Genomic DNA, 22,503 nt, shown 5'->3' on the forward strand with positions numbered 1-22,503 from the left:
GGGGCGGGTATGCTCGTCATCAAACGCATCCCCATCCCGGCATTGGTCGGCATCGTGCTGACGGCGCTGTTCGTGCTGGCAGCAATTTTTGCGCCGTGGATCGCGCCGCATGGCAATGCCGAGATCGTCAGCGACGTCCCTTGGGAACCGATGTCCGCGGCGCATTGGCTGGGCACCGACAATCTCGGCCGCGATCTGTTGTCGCGCATGATCTACGGCGCCCGCATCACCCTGTTCATCGCGGTGCTGGCGACCGCGCTGTCCTTCTCGCTCGGCGCCGTCCTCGGCTTTTCGGCAGCGGTTTTCGGCGGCTGGTTCGACACGCTTCTGTCGCGTCTCGTCGATCTCCTGATGTCGATCCCGACACTGATCATGGCCCTTGTCGTGCTGTCGGTGCTGCCATCCAATCTCGTGACACTGATCCTGGTCATGGGCATTCTGGACTCGACCCGCGTCTACCGCCTGTCGAGGGCGGTCGCCGTCGACATCAACGTCATGGATTATGTCGAGGCGGCCAAGCTGCGCGGCGAAGGCAGCGGCTGGATCATCTTCCGGGAAATCCTGCCCAATGCGCTGTCGCCGCTGGTTTCGGAACTCGGCCTGCGCTTCATCTATGCCGTACTGTTCCTGTCGACGCTGTCCTTCCTCGGGCTTGGCGTGCAGCCGCCGGACGCCGATTGGGGCGGCATGGTCAAGGAAAACAAGGATGGCATCGTCTTCGGCATAGGCGCCGCCCTCATTCCGGCGGCGGCGATCGCAGCGCTGGCGATTTCCGTCAATCTCGTCGCCGACTGGGTGCTCAACCGCACGACAAGCCTGAAGGGAGGACGCGGGTAATGGCTGACAAGCAACCGAAGCCCGGGCAACCGAAGCCCGGGCAACCGAAGTCCGGCGTGCTGCTCGACATCCGCAATCTGCGCATCGAGGCCACGGTATATCCGCCGGGTGAGGCGCCGAAGAACATCGTGCTGGTGCACGATGTCTCGCTGACGCTCGAAAAGGGCAAGGTGCTCGGATTGATCGGCGAGTCCGGCGCCGGCAAATCGACCATCGGCCTGTCGTCGATGGGCTACGGCCGCGGCGGCGTGCGCATCACCGGCGGCGAGGTCATCCTCAATGGCCGCGACATCTTGAAGGGCGGCAACGAAGGGTTTCGCAAATTGCGCGGCCGCGAGGTCTGCTATGTCGCGCAATCGGCGGCAGCCGCCTTCAATCCGGCGCACAGGCTGATGGACCAGGTGGTCGAGGCAGCACTCCTGCACGGCACGGCGACGCGGGCCGAAGCCGAAAAGCGCGCCGTGGCGCTGTTCAAGAAGCTCAGCCTGCCGAATCCCGAAAGCATCGGCGAGCGCTTCCCCCACCAGGTGTCGGGCGGTCAGCTGCAGCGCGTCATGACGGCAATGGCGCTGTGCTCGGAACCCGACCTGATCGTCTTCGACGAGCCGACCACGGCGCTCGACGTGACGACGCAGATCGACGTCCTGGCGGCGATCAAGGATGCCATCCGCGACACGCATGTCGCGGCGCTCTACATCACTCACGACCTTGCCGTCGTCGCCCAGGTCTCGGACGAGATCATGGTGCTGCGCCACGGCCGGCTGGTCGAATGGGGCGGCACCCGCCAGATCATCAAGGAGCCGCGCCAGGAATACACCAACGCGCTGGTTTCGGTGCATGAGATCGAACACCAGGAGCAGCAGCCTGGCACGAGCCCGTTCCTGTCGGTCAAGAACATCACCGCCGCCTATGGCCGCAGTCACATCAAGGTGCTGAAGAACGTCTCGGTCGATATTTTCCCCGGCCAGACGCTGGCGGTGGTCGGCGAGTCCGGCTCCGGCAAATCGACACTGGCGCGCGCCATCACCGGCCTCTTGCCGCCCGAACAAGGCGCCGTCACCTTCGACGGACGGCCGCTCGCCAACCGGCTTGCCGACCGGCCGAAAGAGGATCTTCGCCAACTGCAGATGATCTACCAGATGGCCGACGTGGCGATGAACCCGCGCCAGACGGTCGGCACCATCATCGGCCGGCCGCTGGAATTCTATTTCGGTCTGCGCGGAAGGCAACGTGACGCCCGTGTCGCGGAACTGCTCGACAAGATCGAAATGGGCAAAGGCTATGTCGACCGCTATCCGGCCGAGCTTTCGGGCGGCCAGAAGCAGCGCGTCTGCATCGCCCGCTCGCTCGCCGCAAAGCCGAAGCTGATCATCTGCGACGAGGTGACCTCGGCGCTCGATCCGCTGGTCGCCCACGGCATACTGGAGCTGCTCCTCGGGCTGCAGAAAGAGGAAAACGTCGCCTATCTGTTCATCACCCACGACCTGGCCACGGTCAAGTCGATCGCCGATTCAATCGCCGTGATGTATCGCGGCGAAGTGGTGCGCTACGGCGCCAAGAGCACCGTGCTGACGCCACCCTTCGATGCCTACACCGATCTTTTGCTATCGTCGGTGCCAGAAATGGAGATCGGCTGGCTAGAGAAAGCGATCAAGGGACGGCGCATGGCCAGCGCGGGGAACTAGCGGGCCGCCCTTTGCGCCCGACGATCCTGTCCGGGCGTGGATTGAACGGCAGGCCCGCCCTGACTTTTCCGATTAAGCCGCATGGAGGCGCCCTTGGCGCTCAACACAAAACTATTGCTCATCATCCTCGACGGCGTGCCTTACCGGAACTGGCGACGGCTGATGGGCAATCTCGAAGGCTGGGTGCAATCAGGCGAAGCCCGCGTATGGAAAATGCGCTCCGTGCTGCCGTCGACCTCGGCATCCTGCTATGCCTCGATCCACACCGGCGTGCCGCCCCAGGTGCACGGTATCCTGTCGAACGAGAACCGGTTTCGCGTCGAACAGCCGGACATCTTTTCCGAAGTCAGCAGGGCCGGCGGCAAGACCGGTGCGGTCACCCACTCCTACTGGTCCGAATTCTTCCGGGCCTATCCGTTCGACCTGGTCGAGGACATGGAGTTCGACCAGCCGGGCAGGCCGATCAGCCATGGCCGGTTCCACACCATGACCGGCTACAATGCCAGGAACCAGATGACGCCGAGCGACGTCGACCTGTTCGCGACGTTGACCATGCTGACCAGGCGCTACGGCATCGACTACGGCATCCTGCACAGCTGTACTCTGGACTCGATGGGCCACCGCTTCGGCCATGACTGCCACGAGATGGATCATGCCGTCTATGCAATGGACGCCATGCTCGCCGGCTTTCTGCCGCGCTGGCGGGAAGCCGGCTACGAGGTGATCGTCACCGCCGATCATGGCCAGACCGATCGCGGCCATCATGGCGGCCACGACGATGAGATGCAGGATTTCGCACTTTACTACTTCGGATCCGGCGAGGGTCCGGAAGCCAATACGCTGCTCGATCAGCTGCAGCTCGCGCCGACGGTGCTTGCGCGCCTCGGCGTGCCGGTGCCGGCGACGATGAAGGCGGAGCCGTTCCTGAGTTGAGCGCGCGCCCTCTTCTCCCTCTGGCAACGCTCCCGCTCTTCAGTTAGCCTCCGCAAATATACGGGCGGATGCGGTGAACCTTTTTGGGCCGATCAGCGACAGAGCAGGCAGGAGCCAGGCGGCTCGACCGGCGATGACGGCCGCGGAGACCGATCGCGCGCTTGTCGAGCGGGTCGCGAAAGGCGACCGTGCCGCCGTGCGGCTCCTGTTCATGCGCCACCACGCGCGGGTCTACCGCTTCGTGGCACGCCAGACGGGATCGGAACTGATGGCCGACGATATCGCGAACGAGGTGTTCCTCGAACTCTGGCGGCAGGCACCGGCCTTCGAGGGGCGCTCGGAGGTCTCGACATGGCTGCTCGGCATTGCCCGCTTCAAGGCGCTGTCCCTGCTGCGCAAGAAGAAGGAAGACTGGATCGACGACGATGACGCGGCCCAGGTCGCCGACGGCGCCGACACGCCGGAAGTCGTGACGATGAAGGAAGACAAGGCCGCCGCCTTGCGACGCTTTATCGATGCCATGCCGGAAGAGCACCGCACGGTGATCGACCTTGCCTATTATCACGGGCAATCGGTGAGCGAGATCGGCGAGGTACTCGGCATCCCGGTCGCAACGGTCAAGACCAGGATGTTCTACGCCCGCAAGAAACTCGGCGAAGCCCTCAAGGCCGCCGGTTACGACAGGGGGTGGCCATGAGCGCCGCTGAAAAGATGTCACGCCGCGACGAAATGGAAATGCTGCTGCCGTTTTATCTGAACGGCTCGCTGGAGGGTACCGAGCTCGAAGCCATCGAGGAATGGCTGGCGAGCGATCCGGCGGCGATGGCCGCACTAGGCGAGGCCGAGGCTGAATTCTCCGGCACCGCTGCCGCAAACGAGGCAATCCGCCCGCCGGCCGATGCGCTCAGCCGCTTTGCCAAGGCGCTCGACGCCGAGGCCGGCCCGTCCCGCGCGCCGGCGGCATCGTCCTGGCTGGCGCAAGCCTGGAGCCGCTTCATGGCGGTGCCCGCCGGCGTCGCCTGGGCCGCGGCCGCGGTGCTGCTGGCTCTGGTCGTCGTGCAGTCTTTTGTGCAGACTGGCAACAGAGGTGGCGATTTCGAGATTGCCGGATCGGAGGACGATCTGGCCAAAATGCCGTTTGCCCTTGTGAAGTTCAAACCGGATGCGAAGCTGTCCGACATCATCGCTTTTCTCGACCAGAACCAGTTGAAGATCGCCGGCGGGCCGACCGCCGACGGCGTCTTCCGCCTCGGCGTTCCGGCCAAGACCGCCGCCGACTATCAGAAGCTGCTTGGCCTTATTGCCGCCCAGCCTTTCACCGAAGCTGCGCTGGAGGGAAGGAAACCGGCTGATGGCGGCTAAGGCGGTCATTCGATTGACGGCGGCGATGACAATCTTCGCCGCGTCCGCAATGGCGCAGACCAATGACCCGAACCTCACCCAGGCTGAGATCGACTGCCTGAACCGGGGAAGTGCTTCCAACGCCGACTGCGCCAAGGATGGCGGCGGCGTGAAGGATGGCGGCAAAGCGCCGGCTCATGGAACAACGGGCGCGGTGTTTCTTCCGGGCTTGATTGTCGACCTGTTCCCCAATCCTGCCGTAGTCACCGAGGCGCCGATACCTCCTGGCAATACTGCGGCCCCACCCGCCGTCGCGCCGGCAATACAGGCTGCCGCGCCGGGCGGTGCGGTGGTTGCGCCGACCGATCCTGTGGCAACCGAGCCGCCGCGCGCCGTGACCGGCGATTTCGTGCCCGACGAGGTGCTGGTCACCGTCAATGGCGACGCCGGCGCGGTCCAGCAGATCGCGGCCTCGTTCGGCCTCGAGATACGCTCGCAGCGGCAGTCGCGGCTGCTCGGCAACACGCTGGTGCGCTTCGGCATTCCCGATGGCCGCCCGGTCGGCGTCGTGCTGGCGCAACTTGCCGCCGACGGCCGTACTTTGCGGCGTGAGGCCAACCATGTCTACTCGCTGCAGCAGGCGGCCAGCATCGTCAATTATGCGTTCGAGCGCATCGCGCTCGATGCCGACAAAGCCAGCGGCGAGAATGTGCGCGTCGGCGTCATCGACACCGGCATCGATGACGGCAATCCGGCGCTCTCCGGCGTCATCGCCGGGCAGTTCGATGCCATGCCCGACGTGCCGATCAAGGCGCGCGACCACGGCACTTCGGTCGATGGACTGATCGCCGGCACCGGCGCGTTCAAAGGCATGGCGCCGGGCGCCAGGATCTATCATGCCCGCGCCTTCGAGGGCGGCAAGTCGACCATGGACGTCATCCTTTCGGCGCTCGACTGGGCGGCGGAGCAGGATGTCCGCATCATCAATATGAGCTTCGTCGGTCCGAAGAACGACCTGCTCGGCATCGCCTGCCGCAATGCGCGCGCGCTTGGCATCGTGCTGGTTGCGGCCGCCGGCAATAACGGACCGAAGGCGCCCTATGGTTATCCGGCCGCCTTCGTCGGCGTGATCGCGGTGACGGCCACCGATGCCAAGGACGGGCTGATGCCGCAGGCCAATCGCGGCGCCTACGTCTTCATCTCCGCTCCCGGCGTCGAGATGGTGGCGCCGAGCGGCGCCGGCTCGGACGTGGTGACCGGGACGTCCTTCGCCGCAGCGATCGTGACCGGCGCGATCGCCAATCTGTTGCATGCCGCGCCCGACCGCTCCGCCGACTGGGTCGAGAAAGCACTTGCCGCCACGGCAAAGGATCTCGGCCCCAAGGGGCGCGACAATGATTTCGGCTTTGGCCTGCTGGACACCAAGGCGGCCGAAGCGGCGAAGGAATAGCCCGCTCAAGTCGCGTTTTGCTGAGGACGTAGGAGAAAATAGAATGCGGCGATGTGCGTTATCATCAGCAGCGGTACGTAGATGATCGGGATCGCGTAGGTGGCGCCCAGTTCGCCTGCGCGTGCAGGAAGGCCGATCTGAATGGCGTGGTAATAGTCGACGATGAGGTCGACCGTCCCTACGACATTGAAGGCGACGACCAACGGCCAGAAGAGCGGGCGTATCCTCACCGTGAGCAGCGCCAGCATGGCCAGCACGCCAGTCGCGAAATCGCCGTAGGCGGCGAATACGGCGAAGTCGGTGGGCAGATTGGGGCTTACGACGCCTGGAACCATGAAGACGAGCCCGAAGAAGCGGAAGCTGTGAAGCGTGGCGATGGCGCGTTGCGCCGCGACCCGGTCCATCGACCTGAGCCACGGCAAACCGTACGCGCCGAAGCAAAGCAGCCACGCGACGTAGCCGAGAACAAGGTGGGTTTGGAACACCATTTCCGTGGACATTTGGCTTCCTCACAGTTGATTCACGCGGCTTTAAGCCCGCTACCGCAATTCGACTATCCGGTGTAATCACAACAACCTATGAAGCAGAACTACACAGTCCGACATGGTGCGCTGGAGGGCGTCGAGGCGTTCCTGGCCGTCGCCAGGCGCCGTAACTTCCGCCGCGCCGCCGCCGATCTCGGCGTGACACCATCCGCCGTGAGCCAAGCGGTGCGCGCGCTGGAAGCCCGCCTGGGCACGGCGCTGTTCGTCCGCACGACGCGGAGCGTTGGTTTAACCGAACCTGGCCAGCGGTTCCTCGACCGTGCCGGCCCGGCATTCGAGGAGCTCGTTGCGGCCGGCGAGGCTGCTCGCGATATCGGCCAGCGGCCGACCGGGCTGCTACGTCTGTCTGTGCCTCGCGCTATCGTGCCGCTGATGTTGGAGCCGGTGCTCGCGTCGTTCTGCCAAGCCTATCCTGAGATCGAACTGGAGATCGCCGTGAGCGACCAGATGATCGATCTCGCGACCGGCGGGTTCGATGCCGGCATCCGCCTCGGCCAGCTCATCGCCGCCGACATGGTCGCAGTGCGGCTGACAGCGCCGTTCTCGTTCGTGGTCGTCGGCAGCCCTGACTATCTCGAGCGCCACGGCCGTCCCGAGCGTGTCGACGACTTGCGCCACCACGCCTGCCTACGCTTGCGCCGCTCGAATGGCGCTATCGCGCCCTGGTCGTTCATCGACGGCAACGGCGCAATCGAAGCGGTCGTCTCAGGCCCGCTGATTGCGCACGACTATTCGACATTGGTCGGGGCTGCGATGCGGGGCGTTGGGCTGGCGCAGCCACCGCGACCACTCGCCGAAGGTCTGATAGCCGAAGGAAAACTCCAGTCGGTGCTGGACAGCGTCGCCACGACGACGCCGGGTGTCTTCCTTTATCATCCCGGCAAGCGCCAAGTCCTGCCGAAGCTGCGCGCCTTCATCGATCACCTCAAATCCGCGGCCTGAGACCAGGACGCACCCGCTGGTGCTGGCTAACAGCCGCCAAGAGTCGACCTCGGCCGTTCAGAGTGATTGCCTCTAGGCCGGCGCGCCGGCGACCGATCCCCTGACCACCAGGTCGACCGGCCAGACTTCGCCGCGAGCGCCCTCCTCCAGGCCGGAAATCCGCGCCGCCAGCCGTTCGGCGATGCGTGCGCCGGCCAGGCGGATCGACGAACGTGTCGTCGACAGCGGCACCGAAAAATTTTCTGGCTTCAGCCAGGGAAAGACGTCGTCATGGGCGATCAGCGACAGGTCGCCCGGAATGGTCAGGCCGAGATCGCGCACCGCGCGCACCACGCCGAGCGCCATGATCAGGCTGGAGCAGGCGATCGCCGTCGGCGCGTCGCTTTGTTCCAGCAAGCGCCGGGCGGCGCGGTAGCCGTTCTCCTCGGTCATGGTGAGCGAACAGACATGCTGATCACGAAGCACCAGGCCGCTCGCCGCAAGCGCGCGGCGCACGCCGCGCTCGCGATGGATGGCGAAGGTCTCGCGATCGTCGCCATTGATCAGCGCCAGACGCCTATGACCGAGCTGAACGAGTAGCCGCGCCGCCTCGTGGAAGGCGCCCTCATTGTCGATGTCGGTGAACGGATACTCGAAATCGAAGCCTTCGCTGCGGCCATGGACGATGAAAGGAATGCCGAGCGTATTGACCAGCGCCACCCGCCGGTCGGCCGGCCTCGGCGAGGAGATATAGACCGCGTCGACCTGCCGGTTGGCGACAATGCGGCGGTACGTCGTCTCCTGGTCGTCGGCATCGGCCGGTGACAGCACCAGGTCGAGCTCGTGCGAACGCGCATAGTCGCCGAGGCCGGACAGGAACTCGACGAAATGCGGGTCGATGTCGACGGTCGTCCCCGTCGGCAGCACATAGCCGATCATGCCGGTCTTGCCGGTCGCCAGCCGGCGGGCGCTCGGATTGGGGCGATAGCCGTGACGCTTGGCGGCATCGACCACCCGCCGGCGCGTTTCCTCGTTGACCTCCGGGTAGCCGTTCAATGCGCGGCTCACCGTAGTCTGCGAAAGCGCCAGCACATGGGAGAGCTGCTTGAGGTTCACCGGAGGCCTCCAAACCTCAAAGCGCTTTTAATCTGAATCGAGCCGGCCGCTACGAACTGCGCCGCCGAGCGCAATGACCTTACGCACGGTTCGGACCGGTTTGAAGCCGAATTTGCTGCTGCACCGCCAGAAAACTGTGCTGCAGCGCACTTTCGCTGGCACTCGACCGCAGAAATTAAATCGATTAATTTGGCTTTCTCTTGACTCCGGATCAATTCAGTGGCGAGATCAAAATCACCAAAGCGCTTTGGAAGACTCTACGAAAGGTTGCAGTTCCTTTCCGACTGAGTCACAGTCCTGCAGCGCCGGCGGACGGAATGGAGGTTTCGTTCGGTGTTTGTCACCACTGGGAGGGAATACCGATGAAGAAAATGCTTCTGCTGGGCGCTGCGTTTGCCACGCTTGCGCTCGCCATGCCGGCGCAAGCCGAACTGAAGTTCAAGCCGGGCGAAGATCCCCGTTTCAACTGGGCCAACTACGAGGAGCTCAAGAAGGTCGACCTCAAGGGCGAGACGCTGACGATCTTCGGGCCGTGGCGCGGCGAGGACGAAGGGCTTATCCGCACCGTCCTCGATTACTTCTCCGAAGCCACCGGCGCCGAGATCAAGTACTCCTCGTCGGAGAATTACGAGCAGCAGATCGTCATCGACACGCAGGCCGGCAGCCCGCCCAACATTGCCGTGCTGCCGCAGCCGGGCCTGATCCAGGATCTGGCATCGAAGGGGCTTTTGACGCCGCTCGGCGACGACACGGCCAACTGGGTCAAGGACAATTACGGCGCCGGCCAATCCTGGGTCGACCTCGGCACGTTCAAGGACAAGGACGGCAAACCCGGCTTCTTCGCCTTTCCGTATAAGGCCGACGTGAAGTCGCTGGTCTGGTACTCGCCGGACAATTTCGAGGAAGCGGGCTACAAGGTGCCGAAGACGCAGGAAGAGCTTGCCGAGCTCGAAAAGAAGATCATCGCCGACGGCGGCACGCCATGGTGCATCGGGCTTGGTTCGGGCGGCGCCACCGGCTGGCCGGCGACCGACTGGGTCGAAGACATCATGCTGCGCACCCAGACGCCCGAGATCTACGACAAATGGGTTAAGAACGAAATTCCGTTCAACGATCCGGCAGTGGTCAACGCGATCGACATTTTCGGCAAGATCGCGACCGACGACAAGATGGTCGAGGGCGGCGCCAAGGCGGTTGCGGCGACCGATTTCCGTGACAGCCCGAAGGGCCTCTTCTCGGTGCCGCCGAAATGCTATCTGCACCACCAGGCATCGTTCATCCCGACCTTCTTCCCGCAAGGCACCAAGATCGGCGAGGATGCCGACTTCTTCTATTACCCGCCCTACGCCTCCAAGCCCGAGCTCGGCACTCCGGTGCTCGGCGCCGGCACGCTGGCCATGATCACCAAAGATAGCAAGAGTGCCCGCGCGTTCATCGAATTCCTGAAGCTGCCGCTCGCTCATGAGATCTGGATGGCACAGGGCGGCTTCGTGACGCCGTTCAAGTCGGTCAACAAGGACGCCTATGCTAGCGACGCGCTGAAGAAGCAGGGCGAGATCCTGGCCAACGCCTCGACCTTCCGCTTCGACGGGTCCGACCTGATGCCGGGCAAGATCGGCGCCGGTGCGTTCTGGACCGGCATGATCGACCTGGTCGGCGGCAAGTCCGCCCAGGACGTCGCCACTGACATCCAGAAAAGCTGGGACGCGATCAAGTAAGCGGCCGGCTTGAGTTCCCAATGTGATGTGGTCCGGGCCTCAAACGGCCCGGACCTTATCCGGTGCTTGGCGTCGCGTCGATTGTCGTGAGCACAACGCATTCCGGCATGACGCGCGCCCAGTGACCTGCTTTCCGGCTGGTCGCGCTCCAGACAACTGAATCGGCGCATGATCCCGTCGCCAAAGCCATTCTCGACTGGCGGATCCGTGCGCAGGGGGAGGGACCCATGGCGGCTCAGATTTTTTCGGCGATATTCGTCATCATCATCGGCGTGGGCGGCTGCGTCGCCTATTTCTGGGGCGCCAACAAGGCACTCGACACGATCTTTCCGGCGCGCGGCGTTTCCGGCAAGGCGGCGATTAACAATCTGCGCCGGCAGGGGGTGATCCGGCCCTGGCTGTTCGTCGGCCCGGCGATGATCATCCTCACCATCTACCTGATCTACCCGGTGGTGGAGACACTGAGGCTGTCGTTCCTTGATCGCGGCGGCGCCCATTTCGTCGGCTTGGCCAACTATCAATGGGCGTTCGGCGACCGCGAGTTCCGCAACTCGATCCTCAACAACATCATCTGGCTGGCGGTGGTGCCGGCCGCCTGCACCTTCCTCGGGCTGATCATCGCCGTGCTCACCGACAAGATCTGGTGGGGCACCATCGCCAAGAGCCTGATCTTCCTGCCGCTGGCGATCTCGTTCGTCGGCGCCAGCGTCATCTGGAAATTCATCTACGAATATCGCGGCGACGGGCAGACGCAGATCGGCCTGCTCAACGCCATCATCCAGTATTTCGGCGGCCAGCCGCAGGTCTGGATCTCGCTGCCGTTCTGGAACAACTTCTTCCTGATGGTCATCCTGATCTGGATCCAGACCGGCTTTGCCATGGTCATCCTGTCGTCGGCCTTGCGCGGCATTCCGGAAGAGACGCTGGAAGCCGCCGTCATCGACGGCGCCAACCCTTTCCAGATCTTCTGGAAGATCATGGTGCCGCAGATCTGGGGCACCATCGCCGTGGTCTGGACCACCATCACCATCCTGGTGCTTAAGGTTTTCGACATCGTGCTGACCATGACCAACGGCCAGTGGAACAGCCAGGTGCTGGCCAATCTGATGTTCGACTGGATGTTCCGCGGCGGCGGCGATTTCGGCCGCGGCGCCACCATCGCCATCATCATCATGATCGCGGTCATTCCGATCATGGTCTGGAACATCCGCCAGGCGAACAAAGAGACGGAAGGGCATTGAGATGGCCGCGTCGACCGGAAAGTCCTTTGTCAGCCGTTTCGGCGTCCACATCGCCGTCTTCATCTTCGTTGCGATCTGGACGATCCCGACGCTCGGCATTCTGGTCTCGTCGCTGCGCGACAAGGATCAGATCATCGCTTCGGGCTGGTGGAACTCGTTCACCAGTTCCAGCCAGACGGAAGCCGGCCGGCTGCCGCCAGCCTCGGCGCAGGTCGAGAAGGAGGGCAAGTTCGTCCTGCAAGGCAATATCTTCGGCGACGGCCCGGCCCGCAACATCAGCGCCTTTGGCGTCAAGTCGGCCGCGCCGACGCAATATCCCGCCGGCTCGACAGCCGATCTCGGCGACGGCGTCACCCTGCAACTCAATGCCGACGGCAGTTTCGTCATGACCTCGCCGAAGGCTTTCGAGAGCGAACGCGGCCAGCGCGTCTATTACGCCTCGTCGGCGCCGCCGAAATTCACCACCGACAATTACGACACGGTGCTGTTTTCGGAAGGCATCGGCCGCTCCTTCATGAACTCGCTGACCGTCACCATTCCGGCGACCGTCATCCCGATCCTGATCGCCGCGTTCGCCGCCTACGCGCTGGCCTGGATGCGCTTTCCTGGCCGGGCCCTGCTCATCGCCGTCATCATCGGCCTCCTGGTCGTGCCGCTGCAGATGTCGCTGATTCCGCTGTTGAAGCTCTATAACGGCGTCGGCAGCTTCTTCGGCGTGCCGTCGAAGACCTATCTCGGCATCTGGCTGGCCCATACCGGCTTCGGCCTGCCTTTCGCCATCTATCTTCTGAGGAGCTATATCGCCGGCCTGCCACGCGAGATCATGGAGTCGGCGCGCATCGACGGCGCCAGCGATTTCGAGATCTTCGTCAAGATCGTGCTGCCACTGTCGTTCCCGGTGCTGGCCTCGTTCGCCATCTTCCAGTTTCTCTGGGTGTGGAACGATCTGCTGGTGGCGATGGTTTTCCTTGGTACCGAGGGCGACCAGATCGTGCTTACCGCCAAGCTCAATGCGTTGCTCGGCTCGCGCGGCGGCGACTGGGAGATCCTGACGACATCGGCCTTCGTCACCATCATCGTGCCGCTGATCGTGTTCTTCTCGCTGCAGCGCTATTTCGTCCGTGGGCTGCTTGCCGGCTCGGTGAAAGGAGGTTGAGATCATGCAATCCGCTTTGAAGGCCACCCCGAAGCCAGATCTCGCTATCGATCGCGACTGGTGGCGAGGTGCCGTGATCTACCAGATCTACCCGCGCAGCTATCAGGATTCGAACGGCGACGGCATCGGCGACCTCAGGGGCATGATCGGCCGGCTGGCCTACATCGCCTCGCTCGGTGTCGACGCCATCTGGATCTCGCCATTCTTCAAATCGCCGATGAAGGATTTTGGCTACGACGTGTCGGATTATTGCGATGTCGATCCGATGTTCGGCACGCTGGCCGACTTCGACGCGCTGACCGCAGAGGCGCACCGGCTTGGCCTCAAGGTGATGATCGACGAGGTGCTCTCGCACACCGCCGACATCCATCCCTGGTTCAAGGAGAGCCGCTCGAGCCGCAGCAATCCAAAAGCCGACTGGTATGTCTGGGCGGATGCCAAGCCGGACGGCACGCCACCCAATAACTGGCTGTCGATCTTCGGCGGCTCGGCCTGGCAGTGGGACACCAGCCGCCAGCAATATTACCTGCATAATTTCCTGGCCGAGCAGCCCGACCTCAATTTCCACAGCCGCGCGGTCCAGGACGCGCTGCTCGACGTCACCCGCTTCTGGCTGGAGCGCGGCGTCGACGGCTTCCGACTCGATACCATCAATTTCTATTTCCACAGCCAAGGCCTGGAAGACAATCCGCCGCTGCCGCCCGAGCAGCGCAACGACCAGACGGCGCCGGCCGTCAACCCCTACAACTACCAGGACCATCTCTACGACAAGAGCCGGCCTGAAAACCTCGGCTTCCTCGAACGCTTCCGCGCCTTGCTCGACGAATACCCGGCGACGGCCGCGGTTGGCGAGGTCGGCGATTCGCAGCGTGGGCTGGAAGTGGTGGCGGCCTATACGGCCGGCGGCAAGCGCGTGCATATGTGTTACTCCTTCGACTTCCTGGCGCCGGAGAAGATCAGCGCGGCAAAGGTGCGCTCGGTGCTGGAAACCTTCGGCAAGGTGGCCAGCGACGGCTGGTCGTGCTGGGCCTTCTCCAACCATGACGTGATGCGTCCCGCCTCGCGCTGGGCAGCCGGCGAGCCCGACCCGACCGCCTACCTCAAGGTCATCTCGGCGCTGCTGATGTCGTTGCGCGGCTCGGTCTGTATCTATCAGGGCGAGGAGCTCGGGCTCAGCGAGGCCGAACTCGGCTTCGAGGATCTGCAGGACCCATACGGCATCCGCTTCTGGCCTGAATTCAAGGGACGCGACGGCTGCCGTACGCCGATGGTTTGGGACGGCGCTGCCCGCAATGGCGGCTTCTCGACGGCAAAGCCCTGGCTGCCGGTGCCCAGCAAGCACCTTGCGCAAGCCGTCAATGTGCAGCAAGGCGACGACGGCTCGCTGCTCGAGCACTACCGGCGCTTCCTGGCTTTCCGCCGCGCCCATCCGGCACTGGCCAAGGGTGATATCGAGTTCATCGAAAGCGAGGGCGACACCGTCGCCTTCACGCGCCGCGAAGGCAACGAGCAGATCGTCTGCGCCTTCAATCTCGGAGCAAAGCCGGCCGAGGTCGATCTTGGCGGCCGCTCATCGCAGCCCTTGCCGGGACACGGGTTTTCGGGACAGACTGGCGCCGGCACTATCCGCCTCGGCGGCTACGGCGCCTGGTTCGGGCGTATCGACTGAATTCAAGGAAGAACTGGAGGGTACCATGGCCGATGTCACGCTAAGGCAAGTGAGGAAATCATATGGCAATCTCAACATTCTGCACGGCGTCGACCTCGACATAAAGTCGGGCGAATTCATCGTCTTCGTCGGTCCCTCTGGTTGCGGCAAGTCGACCTTGCTGCGCTGCATCGCCGGGCTGGAGGAGATCACCTCGGGCGAGCTCAAGATCGACGGCGAGATCGTCAACGACGTGCCGCCGTCAAAGCGCGGCATCGCCATGGTGTTCCAGTCCTATGCGCTCTATCCGCACATGACCGTCTACGACAACATGGCCTTCTCGATGAAGATCGGCAAGGAAAGCAAGGCCGAGATCGACAAGCGGGTGCGCCAGGCGGCCGAGATCCTGCAGCTGACCAAATATCTCGACCGTCTGCCCAAGGCGATGTCGGGCGGCCAGCGCCAGCGCGTCGCCATCGGTCGCGCCATCGTGCGCAATCCCAAGGTTTTTCTGTTCGACGAACCGCTGTCCAACCTCGACGCGGCGCTGCGTGTCGCCACCCGCATCGAGATCGCCAAGCTCAAGGAATCGATGCCGGCCACAACCATGATCTATGTCACCCACGACCAGGTCGAGGCGATGACGCTGGCCGACCGCATCGTGGTGCTGAAGGAAGGCCATATCGAACAGGTCGGCACGCCGATGGAGCTCTACAAGCGGCCCGGCAATCTGTTCGTCGCCCAGTTCATCGGCTCGCCGGCGATGAACATCCTGCCGGCGACGATCGACAAGACCGGCAACCCGACGGTCGTCAGCCATGTCGGCGGCCGCAAGGCAACGGTGCCGATCGCAACGCCTGCGTCGGCGAAAGGCGCAGCGGTGAGCTTCGGGGTGCGGCCGGAGGATCTGATGATTGCCACCGGCGCCGACTATTTGTTCGAAGGGACGGTCGATTACGTCGAGCAGCTCGGCGAGGTCCAGCTCGTCTATGTCGACATCGGCCGCGCCGACCTGCCGCTGGTGACCAAGCTGCCGGGCAATGTCGAGGTCAAGCGCGGAGCGACGCTGCGGCTGACGGCGGACGCCGGAGACCTACATATTTTCGACGCGGACGGGCGCTCTTTCGCGCTCCATGAAGAATAACAAATGGCGGTTTTATGCTGGGGTTTTCCCGCATTCAAATACACATCCGGGGCGGGATTGGCCGGCGGCTCTTGTCTGGAATTCCAGTTCGGCCGTTAGAGCGGTTATCGTTTCACGGAACGCCGAACCGCTCTATCTCTTTGTTTTGACGCAATTCCCAAGGGAAAGCGCTACGCGCTTTTCCCGGGAAAACCGTTTCACACTTTTCCTGGAATTGCTCTAGTTGTTGCCGAAGAGGTTGCGATCGGCGCCCTGGGGCGCGGACTTGGGCACATCGCCAGACGAATTCAGCAGCTTGTAGATCGGCGAGTTGCTGTCCCGCACCGAATACGTCTGCGTCTTGTCGACGTTGACGGTCGTCTGCTTGTTGATGTCGGTCCCGCCAACATTGTCGTTGCGGGCATAGGCACTGCCGGCGGCAATCAAGAGAGCGGCGGCAGTAAGAACAATCTTTTTCATTTTGGGTACTCCTGGATTTTCGAAATCAAGCGGCGGGCATGCCGCCGCCTTGATGGTGGGATCGGCTGTTAGTTGTTGCCGAAGAGGTTACGGTCGGCGCCCTGGACAACCGGCTGCTTTTCAGCCTGGTCCGACGTCTTGACGGAAGCCGTGTAGGAGCTGTCGACCGAGACAGCAGGCGGGTTGGCTCCGTTGGAACCAAAGTTGTCGCTGCCGGCGAAGGCGCTGCCGGTGATGGCCAAAACGGCGGCGGCAGCAAGAACGATCTTTTTCATCTTAATACTCCTGAATTTTTCAGATCCCGGACGGCGGATATGCCCGCCGCCCTGATGCTGGGATCGGCTGTTAGTTGTTGCCGAAGAGGTTACGGTCGGCGCCCTGGACAGGCTGCTGGTCAGCATGAGCCGGCTTCTGAATGGAAGCCGTATACGAGCTGTCGACCGAAGCGGCAGGCTGGTTCGCACCCTTGGAACCAAAGTTGTCGCTGCCAGCGAAGGCGCTGCCGGTGATGGCCAAAACGGCGACGGCGGCAAGAGCGATCTTTTTCATTTTAGTACTCCAGTATGTCAGTTTTCCGTCCGTCCAGCGGCGTGCCTTGGGAGGAATTCGCGTCGTTCGGACAGCCCCGATGTGGGAAAGCCAATGGCCAGTTTCCAATCACGAAGTTTTTTGGTGTGGACCAAGAATCTACACCTTGAAATTGTGCCAGAGATTCCCTCCGCCACAATTTTATTGCTAAATATCAAGTAGATAGCCCATAGTATCGGTCTGGCTGCAAGGTGACTTGGGGAGGCAGCGTTCACAGCGTCCTGCACGCATTGTCAACAGAAACGAACCGTTCGGTTCGATTTTTTAAACCGATAAAAGTCGCGGCCGAGGTTCTTTGTCGAATCGTTAACCATTTCGGCCAAACGCGGCCTCACCGTTCTGCCGGTTTTCGGCCCGCTTATGCCGGCCGGCGAAGGCAGCAACCGCGCAAGAACCAGGTCAGACCCCGTAGCGTTCGGTGCGGATGAGAGCCGCGGGAACGCCGGCATCGATCAGCGCCTCGGCGGCGGCCGTCACGAACGCGTTCGAGCCGCAGACGAAGGCGAGCTTCGGCGGCGCCGGCAGCCTGGTCATGGCTTGCACCATCATCGCGGCGTCGACCCGCCGCGCATAATCCGACGATCGGCGGGCCGGCTCGCGCGTCAGCGTCAGCACCAGGTCGAAGCCATCCCGGCGCTCGGCGAGGTCGATCAGCTCGTCGCGAAAGATCACCTCGTCCCAGACCCGCGCCGAAAACACCAAGGCGGCGGCGACCAGCGATCCCCGCATCGCCCGGTGACGGAGCATCGACATCAGCGGCACCACGCCCGACCCACCGCCGACGAGCAGGAGCGGTCCGCCATCGCCGTCGGACCAGACGAAATGGCCGCCGAGCGGCCCGCGCAATTCGACCTCGTCGCCCACCGCCGCGATCTCGTGAAAGAACGGCGAGACCTCGCCGTCCTCGAGTTTTTCAATCGCCAGCTCGATGGTCTCGCCGGTCTCCGGCGCCGAGGCGATGGAGTAGGAGCGGCGCGCCTGATAGCCGTCCGGCGCCGTCAATCTGACATCGACATGCTGTCCGGCCCGGTAAGCGAAGGGCCGCGACGGCTGCAGGAAAAAGCTGGTGACGCGCGGCGTACGCTTTTGGATGCGGGTGATGGTGACCGTCTGCCAGGGCGACTGCGCCGCCGGTGCGTCGCTCATGGATCGTTCGTGTAGCGCTGCTCGCGCCACGGATCGCCATAGATATGATAACCTCGCAATTCCCAGAAACCCGGCTCGTCACGCTCGGTGAACTGCAGCCCGTTCAGCCATTTGGCCGATTTCCAGAAATAGAGATGCGGAACGAGCAGCCGGGCCGGGCCGCCATGGTCAGACGTGATCGGCTTGCCTTCATAAAGCAGCGCCACCATCGCCTTGCCGCCGGTGAGATCCTTCGTCGGCACGTTGGTGGAATAGCCGTCGAAACCCAGCGCCAGCGTGAAGGCGGTGGGCGGCTCGATGCCGGCGTCGGCAAGGATGTCGTCGACGAGCACGCCCTGCCACGCCGTGTCGAACTTGGTCCATGCGGTGACGCAATGGATGTCGCGCGTCATCTTGGTCAAGGGCAGCGCGTTGAACTCGGCCCAGTTCCACTTCTTGATCGGCCGCGGCCCGTGCTTAAGCGTGAACGACCAATCCTCGGTGCGGACATGCGGCGTCGGGCCGGCCGACAGGACCGGGAAACCTTGCTCGAGATATTGCCCCGGCGGGATACGTGCATCCGTATCCGTCGGCGGCTTTCGTCCGGAAGAGAAGCCTCGGGTAACCATCGAGAATATCCGTTTGCGCAAGGTCCAATCGACCTTTGTCAGTTTTCTCGAAGACGCGAGCCCGGGCAACCGAAATCTTGGCTCCGGCCTGGCGGCAATGCTCTACATCGATCTTGGCAGCGCGGTGCTCGCTTCAGCCACTGGCGAAGGGGACGGCGACGAACACCTGGGCGTCGCCGCGCTCGACAAGCAGCAGCACCGATTTCTTGCCGGATTTGGCAGCCTGCACAATCGCCTGATTTGCCTGTCTGGCGCTCCTCACCGGAGTCTGGTCGACGGCGACGATGATGTCGCCGGGCTGGATGCCGGAAGCCGACGCCGCCTTGTTCGGGTCGAGGCGCTCGACCAGTGCGCCGTGCTGGTTTTCTGGCAGGTTCATTGCCTGGCGCACATCCGGAGTGACGTCCATCAGGCCGAGACCGAGCGCCGGTGCGCGAAGGCCCTGCCCCGTCGACGGCTGACGCCGATCGCCGGTTACCGATCCCGTTGCCATGTCGTCTTCGTTGCGCCCGACCTCGACGGAGATCTGCAGGCTTTGCCCCTGGCGCCAGACATTGAGGGTTTCCCTGGTGCCGGGCGCAACGTCGGCGACGGTGCGCGACAGATCCCTTGGATCCTTTATGTCGCGGCCGGCGAAACTGGTAATGACGTCGCCGGTCTCGATGCCGGCCTTGGCGGCCGGCGATCCGTCGCTGACCTGCGCGACCAGCACGCCGGCTGGGCGATCGAGGCCGATGGCGCTCGCCATGTCAGGCGTCACCGGCTGGATCTGGACGCCGAGATAACCGTACTGGATGGAGCCGCCCTTCATCAGCTTGGCGACGACCTTTTGCGCCTGGTCCGAGGGGATGGCGAAGCCGACGCCGACGCTGCCGCCATTCGGCGAAAAGATCGCCGTGTTGATGCCGACGACATTGCCGTTCACATCCGTTAGCGGGCCGCCGGAATTGCCCCGGTTGATCGGTGCGTCGATCTGGATGAAGTCGTCAAACGGCCCGCTATGCAGGTCGCGGCCGCGCGCCGAGACGATGCCGGCCGTGACCGTGGTGCCAAGGCCGAAAGGATTGCCGAAGGCGAGCACCTGGTCGCCCGGCATGAGCTTGTCGGAATCGCCCCATTCGACGGTCGGCAAGGGCTTGCCGGCTTTGACCATGAGCACGGCAAGATCGTTCTTGGCGTCATGACCGATCAATTTGGCGGGAAGCTCGGTGCCGTCGTCGAGCGTCACCTTGATCGACTGGGCGCCGTCGACGACGTGATTGTTGGTGACGATGGTGCCGTCGGCGCCGACGATGAAGCCTGAGCCGAGGGCCTCGGTGCGCGGCGCCTGTTCCGGCGGTGTCTTGGGGGCGGGCTGTCCCTGGTCATCGAAGAAATGGCGGAAATAGTCGTCGAAAGGCGAGGTTCCGCCAAAGGGAGAGGCGTCGCTCATGGTGTCCGGCTGTTGTACTTTCATGACCGTCGTGATGGTCACCACTGCCGGTTTGTCGGCCGCCACGACCGGAGCGAACGAACCGCTGGGCGCCGTCAAGCCGGTGACAGGTGGGGTCACTGTTGCCGCCAGGACATCATTCAGCCTGGGAGCGAAGGACAGGGCGAAGGGGCTGAGTATCAGCGCGGCGCCCAGCAAAGCGGCGACGCGATGTCTGCGAAGGGTGTGGATTGGTGACATGGCCGTTGTCCGGGCGAGAGATTGATCGGGCGCCGCAGCGTTCCGTCACCGGAACGCTCTATCGGCGTGTCGGCCTTGCCTGTCTCGCCTGGCACGGCGGCCGACCGGATCGACAGCCCCGCATCTAGGGCGCCGATCGTGGTTTCCAGATAATATTACGAAGATTTAATTTCCGGCTGGCTGCCGCCTTGCCGGGCTGGCGCCGAAACCCGAAAACAAAAACCCGCCTTGCGGCGGGTCGTTGGGGCGAATCAGCACCATACCCAAATTACTAGCATAGCTGCCGGCACAAAGCAAGAACAAAATAGCTGCGCAAGACAAATCGCTTCAGATTTGCGCCGCCTCAGCCGAGGCCTCCTATTCGCCTTTCCGGTCGGTCCGGCTGAGATAAATGGTGGCGATCTCGCGCATCCGCCTGCCGTCGAAGCTCGGTCCATGGCCGCCATGGCCGATCCGGATCGGCAGTTCGAGCAGGCGCTGCATCGTGCGGCGGTAGGCGGCACGATCCGAATCCGGCAGGTCGTCGATCAGCATGGCGTCGTAGATGGCGTCGCCGGCGAAGAACAGGCCGTCTGCCTCGTCGAACAGCGCGATCGAATCGGGAGAGTGGCCGGGCAGATGCAGGACGCGGAATTGGCGGTCGCCGAGGTCGATCCTATCGCCCTCGTCCAGGGTCCGGGCCAGCGGCGCCGGCGCAATCCTGTAATCGGCCGCCTTCCAGCCTTTTGCCGGCAGCCTGGAGACGGCGCCTTCCAGATCATGGAACATGTAGGCGTAGGTCACCGCTTCATCCATGCTGTCGAACTGTGCGGCGCTGTGGCGCGGCCCTGCCCGCAACGGAAACTCGTGCAGCGAGCCGACATGATCGAGATGGATATGCGTGGCGACGACGAGCAGCGGCTTGCCGGACGGCGTGTCGATCTGCGGCGCCAGCGGGCAGATCCCCATGCCGGTGTCGACCAGCAGGTCGACATCGCGGCCGCGCAGATGCCAGATGTTGGCGCGCACGAATTCGTGCACGAAGGGCTCGGTCAGCATCGTCGTCTTGGCGTCGACGATTGTTTTGCTGAACCAGCTGTCCATCAGATCAAGGCCGGCATCAGACGAACGGCTTGCCGACCTTGTACTTTTGCGGGACCAGCCGCTTCAGATAGGCCATCCCCGCACCGGACAGCCGGTTGACATCCGGCAGCATGAAATCATCCGGCATATGGCGCGTCTTGCCGGCGACGTTCTTCAGCGGCACCTTCTTCAGCAGCGTTTTCTTGCCGTCATATTGCAGCGCCACCGAACCGCCCCCCTCGTCGGCCACCGTGACCGCGAAGGCACCGGCATCGAAGGCCTCCTGCGCGTCCACCGCGCTGATGGCGCCGACATAGCCGCGCGGCATATAGCCGAGCGCATCGACGCGCGCCCGCTTGCCCGGCAATCCTTCGGCGAGCGCGCGCTCCAAGGCTGCCGGCAGGTCGCTGCCCGACAGCTTGACGTTGCCATGCTGGTCGCGCTCCAGCCTTTCCGGCGGCACCAGGCTTTCGACCAGCGCTTTGCCGTCGGCGGTGCTGACGCCTTCGGAGACGGCAACGATGCAGCGCTTGTGGCGGTCGAGCGTTGCACGAACGTCGTCGATGAAGCCCGCCGCGGAGAACGGCCGCTCCGGCACGTAGACGAGATGCGGGCCGCTGTCCTGATCGAGCTGCCAGGCCGCGGACGCGGCCGTCAGGAAACCGGCATGCCGCCCCATGACAATGCCGACATAGATGCCCGGCAGAGCGCGGAAATCGAGATCGACCGAAAGGAATGCTCCCGCGACGAACTCGGCCGCCGACATGAAGCCGGGCGTGTGGTCGTTCTCCTCGAGATCGTTGTCGATGGTTTTTGGCGCATGGACGAAGGCGATCTTGCCGCCGGCAGCGTCGGTGAGGATCTGCTGCGTGCCCGAGGTGTCGTTGCCGCCGATATAGATGAAGGCGTCGGCACCGGCTTTCTTCAAGCCGTTGAGGATGAGGTCGCAATAGGCGGCATCCGGCTTGTCGCGCGTCGAACCAAGCGCGGCGCTCGGTGTCGCCGCGATCAGCCGCAGGCGATCCTCGGGGATGGCGGAAAGATCGACGTAATTGCCGTCACGAATGCCGCGCACGCCGTGGATGGAACCCAGCACCTTGGCGCCGGGATGCCGCTTGCGGATTTCGAGCGCAGCACCCACCACGGTCTGGTTGATGACGGCGGTCGGGCCGCCGCCTTGCGCGATGACAAAAGTTCCGGCCATTGTTCACGTCTCCGGGGCGGTGAAAATCG

General features: G+C 63.6%; 22 protein-coding genes. 12 read left to right on the forward strand and 10 right to left on the reverse strand.

Features of this window, described 5'->3' with window-relative positions; translation table 11 throughout:
• The first annotated feature begins 9 nt into the window (after positions 1-9).
• From NKI24_RS05740 to NKI24_RS05765, 6 genes are all read left to right on the forward strand, one after another.
• Positions 10-837 carry an ABC transporter permease gene (locus tag NKI24_RS05740; protein WP_352743848.1) on the forward strand — a complete coding sequence of 276 codons (828 nt, stop codon included), beginning with the start codon at positions 10-12 and terminating at the stop codon, positions 835-837.
• Positions 837-2,522: an ABC transporter ATP-binding protein gene (locus tag NKI24_RS05745; RefSeq protein ID WP_352452241.1), complete on the forward strand. Its 1,686-nt coding sequence runs from the start codon at positions 837-839 to the stop codon at positions 2,520-2,522. The genes NKI24_RS05740 and NKI24_RS05745 overlap by 1 nt, the downstream gene beginning before the upstream one ends.
• Positions 2,523-2,615: 93 nt before the next feature.
• The gene (locus NKI24_RS05750) at positions 2,616-3,455 is read left to right on the forward strand and encodes an alkaline phosphatase family protein (RefSeq protein WP_352452242.1); all 840 of its coding nucleotides are present in this window, start codon (positions 2,616-2,618) and stop codon (positions 3,453-3,455) included.
• Between the two features lie 133 nt (positions 3,456-3,588).
• Positions 3,589-4,152 carry a sigma-70 family RNA polymerase sigma factor gene (locus NKI24_RS05755; RefSeq protein WP_352452243.1) on the forward strand — a complete coding sequence of 188 codons (564 nt, stop codon included), beginning with the start codon at positions 3,589-3,591 and terminating at the stop codon, positions 4,150-4,152.
• Positions 4,149-4,817: an anti-sigma factor gene (locus tag NKI24_RS05760; RefSeq protein WP_352452244.1), complete on the forward strand. Its 669-nt coding sequence runs from the start codon at positions 4,149-4,151 to the stop codon at positions 4,815-4,817. The genes NKI24_RS05755 and NKI24_RS05760 overlap by 4 nt, the downstream gene beginning before the upstream one ends.
• The gene (locus tag NKI24_RS05765; RefSeq protein ID WP_352452245.1) at positions 4,807-6,246 is read left to right on the forward strand and encodes a S8 family serine peptidase; all 1,440 of its coding nucleotides are present in this window, start codon (positions 4,807-4,809) and stop codon (positions 6,244-6,246) included. Before NKI24_RS05760 ends, NKI24_RS05765 begins: the two co-directional genes overlap by 11 nt.
• 5 nt (positions 6,247-6,251) lie before the next feature.
• Here the strand turns inward: NKI24_RS05765 and NKI24_RS05770 are convergent, their stop codons facing one another.
• Entirely contained in the window at positions 6,252-6,746 is a 495-nt protein-coding gene (locus tag NKI24_RS05770; protein WP_352452246.1) for a DUF8737 domain-containing protein, read from the reverse strand.
• A gap of 78 nt (positions 6,747-6,824) precedes the next feature.
• Here NKI24_RS05770 and NKI24_RS05775 point away from each other — a divergent pair, with 78 nt between their 5' ends.
• Positions 6,825-7,733: a LysR family transcriptional regulator gene (locus NKI24_RS05775; protein ID WP_352743851.1), complete on the forward strand. Its 909-nt coding sequence runs from the start codon at positions 6,825-6,827 to the stop codon at positions 7,731-7,733.
• A gap of 72 nt (positions 7,734-7,805) precedes the next feature.
• On the opposite strand, the gene NKI24_RS05780 is transcribed toward NKI24_RS05775, so the two are convergent.
• Positions 7,806-8,828, reverse strand: coding sequence for a substrate-binding domain-containing protein (locus NKI24_RS05780; protein WP_352452248.1), 1,023 nt, complete (start codon positions 8,826-8,828; stop codon positions 7,806-7,808).
• 362 nt (positions 8,829-9,190) lie between these two features.
• On the opposite strand from NKI24_RS05780, the gene NKI24_RS05785 reads away from it, so the two are divergent.
• From NKI24_RS05785 to NKI24_RS05805, 5 genes are all read left to right on the forward strand, one after another.
• Positions 9,191-10,546, forward strand: coding sequence for an ABC transporter substrate-binding protein (locus NKI24_RS05785; protein WP_352686578.1), 1,356 nt, complete (start codon positions 9,191-9,193; stop codon positions 10,544-10,546).
• A 227-nt stretch (positions 10,547-10,773) separates the two neighbouring features.
• Entirely contained in the window at positions 10,774-11,787 is a 1,014-nt protein-coding gene (locus NKI24_RS05790; protein ID WP_023680221.1) for a carbohydrate ABC transporter permease, read from the forward strand.
• 1 nt (position 11,788) lies between these two features.
• Positions 11,789-12,943: a carbohydrate ABC transporter permease gene (locus NKI24_RS05795; RefSeq protein ID WP_352452251.1), complete on the forward strand. Its 1,155-nt coding sequence runs from the start codon at positions 11,789-11,791 to the stop codon at positions 12,941-12,943.
• A gap of 4 nt (positions 12,944-12,947) precedes the next feature.
• Positions 12,948-14,612, forward strand: coding sequence for a beta-galactosidase BglA (gene bglA / locus NKI24_RS05800; RefSeq protein WP_352743854.1), 1,665 nt, complete (start codon positions 12,948-12,950; stop codon positions 14,610-14,612).
• 25 nt (positions 14,613-14,637) lie between these two features.
• Positions 14,638-15,735, forward strand: coding sequence for an ABC transporter ATP-binding protein (locus tag NKI24_RS05805; RefSeq protein WP_352743856.1), 1,098 nt, complete (start codon positions 14,638-14,640; stop codon positions 15,733-15,735).
• 219 nt (positions 15,736-15,954) lie between these two features.
• Here NKI24_RS05805 and NKI24_RS05810 read toward each other — a convergent pair whose 3' ends face one another.
• From NKI24_RS05810 to NKI24_RS05845, 8 genes are all read right to left on the reverse strand, one after another.
• Positions 15,955-16,194, reverse strand: coding sequence for a DUF680 domain-containing protein (locus NKI24_RS05810; protein ID WP_352451600.1), 240 nt, complete (start codon positions 16,192-16,194; stop codon positions 15,955-15,957).
• A 68-nt stretch (positions 16,195-16,262) separates the two neighbouring features.
• Positions 16,263-16,469: a DUF680 domain-containing protein gene (locus NKI24_RS05815; protein ID WP_352743858.1), complete on the reverse strand. Its 207-nt coding sequence runs from the start codon at positions 16,467-16,469 to the stop codon at positions 16,263-16,265.
• A 70-nt stretch (positions 16,470-16,539) separates the two neighbouring features.
• On the reverse strand, positions 16,540-16,743 hold the full coding sequence (locus NKI24_RS05820; protein ID WP_292664977.1) for a DUF680 domain-containing protein: 204 nt from the start codon (positions 16,741-16,743) through the stop codon (positions 16,540-16,542).
• Between the two features lie 438 nt (positions 16,744-17,181).
• Complete coding sequence (locus tag NKI24_RS05825; protein ID WP_352451602.1) at positions 17,182-17,928, reverse strand: FAD-binding oxidoreductase; 747 nt, start codon at positions 17,926-17,928, stop codon at positions 17,182-17,184.
• Positions 17,925-18,536 (reverse strand): molybdopterin-dependent oxidoreductase, encoded by a 612-nt coding sequence (locus NKI24_RS05830; RefSeq protein ID WP_352451603.1) that lies wholly within the window; start codon positions 18,534-18,536, stop codon positions 17,925-17,927. The genes NKI24_RS05825 and NKI24_RS05830 overlap by 4 nt, the downstream gene beginning before the upstream one ends.
• Before the next feature lie 133 nt (positions 18,537-18,669).
• Complete coding sequence (locus NKI24_RS05835) at positions 18,670-20,208, reverse strand: DegQ family serine endoprotease (RefSeq protein ID WP_352743861.1); 1,539 nt, start codon at positions 20,206-20,208, stop codon at positions 18,670-18,672.
• Between the two features lie 357 nt (positions 20,209-20,565).
• Complete coding sequence (locus NKI24_RS05840; protein ID WP_352743863.1) at positions 20,566-21,291, reverse strand: MBL fold metallo-hydrolase; 726 nt, start codon at positions 21,289-21,291, stop codon at positions 20,566-20,568.
• 16 nt (positions 21,292-21,307) lie between these two features.
• Entirely contained in the window at positions 21,308-22,474 is a 1,167-nt protein-coding gene (locus tag NKI24_RS05845) for a diphosphate--fructose-6-phosphate 1-phosphotransferase (protein WP_352743866.1), read from the reverse strand.
• Between the last annotated feature and the right edge of the window lie 29 nt (positions 22,475-22,503).

The sequence above is a fragment of the Mesorhizobium sp. M0701 genome, assembly GCF_040320365.1.
Taxonomy (GTDB): domain Bacteria; phylum Pseudomonadota; class Alphaproteobacteria; order Rhizobiales; family Rhizobiaceae; genus Mesorhizobium.

Coding starts and splice junctions, on each gene's coding strand:
- NKI24_RS05740 (WP_352743848.1), top strand. CDS start 10: ATGCTCGTCATCAAACGCATCCCCATCCCGGCATTGGTCGGCATCGTG.
- NKI24_RS05745 (WP_352452241.1), top strand. CDS start 837: ATGGCTGACAAGCAACCGAAGCCCGGGCAACCGAAGCCCGGGCAACCG.
- NKI24_RS05755 (WP_352452243.1), top strand. CDS start 3,589: ATGACGGCCGCGGAGACCGATCGCGCGCTTGTCGAGCGGGTCGCGAAA.
- NKI24_RS05760 (WP_352452244.1), top strand. CDS start 4,149: ATGAGCGCCGCTGAAAAGATGTCACGCCGCGACGAAATGGAAATGCTG.
- NKI24_RS05765 (WP_352452245.1), top strand. CDS start 4,807: ATGGCGGCTAAGGCGGTCATTCGATTGACGGCGGCGATGACAATCTTC.
- NKI24_RS05770 (WP_352452246.1), bottom strand. CDS start 6,746: ATGTCCACGGAAATGGTGTTCCAAACCCACCTTGTTCTCGGCTACGTC.
- NKI24_RS05775 (WP_352743851.1), top strand. CDS start 6,825: ATGAAGCAGAACTACACAGTCCGACATGGTGCGCTGGAGGGCGTCGAG.
- NKI24_RS05785 (WP_352686578.1), top strand. CDS start 9,191: ATGAAGAAAATGCTTCTGCTGGGCGCTGCGTTTGCCACGCTTGCGCTC.
- NKI24_RS05790 (WP_023680221.1), top strand. CDS start 10,774: ATGGCGGCTCAGATTTTTTCGGCGATATTCGTCATCATCATCGGCGTG.
- NKI24_RS05795 (WP_352452251.1), top strand. CDS start 11,789: ATGGCCGCGTCGACCGGAAAGTCCTTTGTCAGCCGTTTCGGCGTCCAC.
- bglA (WP_352743854.1), top strand. CDS start 12,948: ATGCAATCCGCTTTGAAGGCCACCCCGAAGCCAGATCTCGCTATCGAT.
- NKI24_RS05805 (WP_352743856.1), top strand. CDS start 14,638: ATGGCCGATGTCACGCTAAGGCAAGTGAGGAAATCATATGGCAATCTC.
- NKI24_RS05810 (WP_352451600.1), bottom strand. CDS start 16,194: ATGAAAAAGATTGTTCTTACTGCCGCCGCTCTCTTGATTGCCGCCGGC.
- NKI24_RS05815 (WP_352743858.1), bottom strand. CDS start 16,469: ATGAAAAAGATCGTTCTTGCTGCCGCCGCCGTTTTGGCCATCACCGGC.
- NKI24_RS05820 (WP_292664977.1), bottom strand. CDS start 16,743: ATGAAAAAGATCGCTCTTGCCGCCGTCGCCGTTTTGGCCATCACCGGC.
- NKI24_RS05825 (WP_352451602.1), bottom strand. CDS start 17,928: ATGAGCGACGCACCGGCGGCGCAGTCGCCCTGGCAGACGGTCACCATC.
- NKI24_RS05830 (WP_352451603.1), bottom strand. CDS start 18,536: ATGGTTACCCGAGGCTTCTCTTCCGGACGAAAGCCGCCGACGGATACG.
- NKI24_RS05835 (WP_352743861.1), bottom strand. CDS start 20,208: ATGTCACCAATCCACACCCTTCGCAGACATCGCGTCGCCGCTTTGCTG.
- NKI24_RS05840 (WP_352743863.1), bottom strand. CDS start 21,291: ATGGACAGCTGGTTCAGCAAAACAATCGTCGACGCCAAGACGACGATG.
- NKI24_RS05845 (WP_352743866.1), bottom strand. CDS start 22,474: ATGGCCGGAACTTTTGTCATCGCGCAAGGCGGCGGCCCGACCGCCGTC.